Here is a 4,048-nt window from a genome sequence, read left to right on the forward strand (position 1 = left end):
GCCTTGCAGGCGGTGATGACGCCATCGGCGATGGTGTCGCACTTCATGATGCCGCCGAAGATGTTGACCAGGATGCCCTTGACCTTGGGACTCTTGAGCATGATCTTGAAGGCTTCGGTGACCTTTTCGGCCGTGGCGCCACCGCCCACGTCGAGGAAGTTGGCGGGCTCGCCGCCGAACAGCTTGATCGTGTCCATGGTGGCCATGGCCAGGCCCGCGCCATTGACCAGGCAACCAATGTTGCCGTCGAGCTGGATGTAAGCCAGGTCGAATTTGGACGCCTCGATCTCGGCGGGGTCTTCTTCGTCCAGGTCGCGGAAGGCGACGATGTCAGGGTGGCGGAACAGCGCATTGCTGTCGAAGTTGAACTTCGCATCGAGGGCGATGATGTTGCCCCGGCTGTCGCGGTTCAGCGGGTTGATCTCGACCAGGGAGGCGTCGGTGTCCATGTAGCACTGGTAAAGCTTCTTGAACACATCCACGGCCTGGGCGGTGGAGTCGGCGGGCAAGCCGATGCGGTCGGCGATGGTCTTGGCCTGGGCATCACTCAGTCCGGTGAGCGGGTCGATGAGCTCGGTGATGATTTTCTCGGGGGTGGCGTGGGCCACCTCTTCGATGTCCATGCCGCCTTCGCTGGACGCGATGAAGGCCACCTTCTGGCTGCCCCGGTCGGTCACGAGCGAGACGTAGTACTCCTGCTGGATGTCGGCGCCGTCTTCGATGTAGAGGCGGTTGACCTTCTGGCCAGCCGGGCCGGTCTGGTGGGTCTTGAGCTGCATGCCCAGGATGTCATTGGCCAAGCGCTTGACGTCGTCGAGGGACTTGGCCACTTTCACACCACCGCCCTTGCCCCGACCACCCGCGTGGATCTGGGCCTTGACCACCCAGACGGGACCGCCCAGCTTTTGCGCGGCGGCCACCGCTTCGTCCACCGAGAAGGCCGGGATGCCTTTGGGCACCGGCACGCCAAATCGGCTCAGGATTTCTTTGCCTTGGTACTCATGAATCTTCATGGGCTGACTCGCAGGATGGTTGCGTGAGGGCCCCGCAAATGGGGTATTGCGGCGCAGCAATCAGAATAGCACCACCGCCCGGCGGTTGCTCAAGCTTCGTTCGCGTCTTCCGTGTCGGAAGCCCCACGCACGACTTGGCGAACCACATCACCCGAGAAGCCCCTCGCAGCCAGGAAGCGCATCTGCTTGGCGAGCTCTTGCGGCGTTTCGGCGACCTGGCCGTAGCGGCGCAGCCACAGATCCTGAGCACGTCGGAACTCTGTGTCCTTCAAAGCGGACAGGGCGGCCCGCACCGTGTCGTCGGGCAGCTGGTGCATGTTCAATTCGCCACGGATGCGGGCCATGCCGTAGCGGGCCGCCTTGCGGTGCACGACCGATTCCACGAAACGCTCTGCCGACAGCCAACCGCGCGCTTCCAGATCGTCCAGCACGCGGTCGATTTCGGAGGGATCCTCGGTGTGGGGCCTGAGCTTGCGAACCAATTCGACGCGCGAGTGCTCGCGCGCCGAAAGGTACTTCAAGGCCCGTCCCTTGAGCGACAGGCTTGGTCCGCGTGTCACCACGTGACCTCAGTCCGACGAGCTGATTTACTCAGCGGCTGCGGCGGGCGCCTGCAAAGCCACGCCCAGCGATTCGCGGATCTTGTTCTCGATTTCGTGGGCCAGGCCGGCGTTTTCACGCAGGAACTCGCGGGAGTTGTCCTTGCCTTGGCCGATCTTCTCGCCTTGGTAGGCGTACCAGGCGCCGGACTTGTCAACGATCTTGGCGACCACGCCCAAATCGATGATTTCGCCCTCGCGGCTGATGCCTTCGCCGTAGAGGATGTCGAATTCGGCCGTCTTGAAGGGAGGCGCGACCTTGTTCTTGACGACCTTGACGCGGGTTTCGCTGCCGATGATCTCTTCGCCCTTCTTGATCGAGCCGATGCGGCGGATGTCCAGGCGCACGGAGGCGTAGAACTTCAGGGCATTGCCGCCAGTGGTGGTCTCGGGGCTGCCGAACATCACGCCGATCTTCATGCGGATCTGGTTGATGAAGATGACCATGCAGTTGGTCTTCTTGATGGTGGCGGTGAGCTTGCGCAGGGCCTGGCTCATCAGGCGGGCTTGCAAGCCAGGCAGGGAATCGCCCATTTCGCCTTCGAGTTCGGCCTTGGGGGTGAGCGCGGCGACCGAGTCGACGATGATCAGGTCGACGGAACCAGAGCGCACCAGAGCATCGACGATTTCAAGGGCCTGCTCGCCAGTGTCGGGCTGCGAGATCAGCAAATCTTGCAGGTTGACACCCAGTTTTTGCGCGTATTGCGCGTCGAGGGCGTGCTCGGCATCGATGAAGGCGCAGACGCCGCCTTGCTTTTGCATTTCAGCGGCGACCTGCAGCGTGAGCGTGGTCTTGCCCGAGGATTCAGGGCCGTAGATTTCGACCACGCGGCCACGCGGCAGACCGCCGACGCCCAGGGCGATGTCCAGGCCCAGGGAGCCGGTGGAGACGACCTGGATGTCGTCGATCACTTCGCCTTCGCCCAGACGCATGATCGAGCCCTTGCCAAACTGCTTTTCGATCTGGGCCAGGGCCACTTGCAGGGCTTTGGCTTTTTCAGTGCTCAGGGCGGACTTCGCGGTGGCTTCCATTCAGGTGTCTCCGATGGGTGGAATTGATGAATTGCCGCCATTATGACAAAAGCTGGATGGATGTACAGTATTTCGAACAGGTATTTACCACCCACTGAAGGGGGGCCCGAAAAATGCATGCTGCAGTGCAGCATTAACAGCTAGACTGATCCATGACCATCCCCCGAAAAAAGCGCAAGGCCCTTTCCTCTGCTGAACGGAATCCATCGCCCAGGCCGCGCGTGGACCTGGCATTGCAAGGCGGGGGCTCTCACGGCGCCTTCACCTGGGGCGTGCTCGACAGGCTGCTGGACGACGACGGATTGGATTTCGCAGGCATTTCCGGCACCAGCGCAGGCGCGCTGAACGGGGCGGTGATGCTCACCGGTTATGTCGAAGGACATGCCGAAGGCGGGGTCCCGCAAGCCCGGGCCCAGGCGCAGAAAGCCCTGGCGGCCTTCTGGGCCGATGTCAGCCAGCACGGCCCCATCTTCTCGCCCATGACCCTGCAGTCCAACGGCTCGCTCAAGCCGGCATTCAACCTGGACCAGATCCCCGGTTACCAGTGGATGAACATGTTCATGCAGACTTTCAGTCCGTATGAGATCAACCCCCTGAACCTGAACCCGCTGCGCGATGTGGTGCAACGCCATGTTGCGATCCCGTCGGTGCACGCGGCGTGCGAACACGCTGGCATCCAGCTGTTCGTGACCGCCACCTCCGTGCGCAGCGGCCAGGCGCGCGTCTTCACGGAAGAAGAACTGACGCTGGACGCGCTGATGGCCTCGGCCTGCCTGCCCGTGGTGTTCCAGGCCGTTGAAATCGATGGCGAACCCTATTGGGATGGTGGCTACACCGGCAACCCGGCGCTCTACCCACTGATCTACAACACCGACACCCAGGACATCTTGCTGATCAAGATCAACCCCCTGCAGCGCCTGGACAAGCCGACGCGCAGCATGGACATCCTGGATCGGCTCAGCGAAATCACCTTCAACGCCAGCCTGATCGGCGAGATGCGCGCCATTGCCTTCGTGAAAAAGCTGCTGAAAGAAGACAAGATCGACCCAGGCCGCTACAAAGACCTGCACATGCACATGGTGGCCGACGACGAGAACCTGGCGCCATTCAACGCGTCCAGCAAGTCGAACACCGACCGCGTTTTCCTGCAGGCATTGCACGATCTGGGACACGCGGCGGCCGACCGCTGGCTGGCCGCGCACAAGGACGATATTGGCCAGCGAAGCTCGCTGGACATCGAAAGGACTTTCCTGGGTATGAGCTGAGGAACGCTCCCCGTACAATTTAGGGATCATGACCGAGTCTTCCCCCAGCCCCGCCGCCGCCCCGTCCACCAGCCCAAATGCCAGCGGGACGACACCTCCGGCGCCGATGCGCCTGTCGGGACTCGAACCGGTGCTGATC

General features: G+C 62.3%; 4 protein-coding genes. 1 reads left to right on the forward strand and 3 read right to left on the reverse strand.

Translation table 11 applies throughout. The features are described from left to right. The 3 genes from sucC to recA all read right to left on the reverse strand — a co-directional run. Positions 1–1,013: ADP-forming succinate--CoA ligase subunit beta (sucC, locus tag ACREB4_RS21075; protein WP_431590199.1), on the reverse strand; the 1,013-nt coding region annotated here is incomplete at its 3' end. A gap of 89 nt (positions 1,014–1,102) precedes the next feature. Beyond that, entirely contained in the window at positions 1,103–1,573 is a 471-nt protein-coding gene (gene recX, locus ACREB4_RS21080; RefSeq protein ID WP_431590200.1) for a recombination regulator RecX, read from the reverse strand. Positions 1,574–1,600: 27 nt separating this feature from the next. Further along, on the reverse strand, positions 1,601–2,644 hold the full coding sequence (recA, locus tag ACREB4_RS21085; protein ID WP_431590201.1) for a recombinase RecA: 1,044 nt from the start codon (positions 2,642–2,644) through the stop codon (positions 1,601–1,603). Positions 2,645–2,796: 152 nt separating this feature from the next. Here recA and ACREB4_RS21090 point away from each other — a divergent pair, with 152 nt between their 5' ends. Next, positions 2,797–3,909 carry a patatin-like phospholipase family protein gene (locus tag ACREB4_RS21090; protein ID WP_431590202.1) on the forward strand — a complete coding sequence of 371 codons (1,113 nt, stop codon included), beginning with the start codon at positions 2,797–2,799 and terminating at the stop codon, positions 3,907–3,909. Positions 3,910–4,048 lie beyond the last annotated feature (139 nt).

The sequence above is a fragment of the Aquabacterium sp. genome, from assembly GCF_050725395.1.
In the GTDB taxonomy this organism is placed as follows: domain Bacteria; phylum Pseudomonadota; class Gammaproteobacteria; order Burkholderiales; family Burkholderiaceae_C; genus Aquabacterium.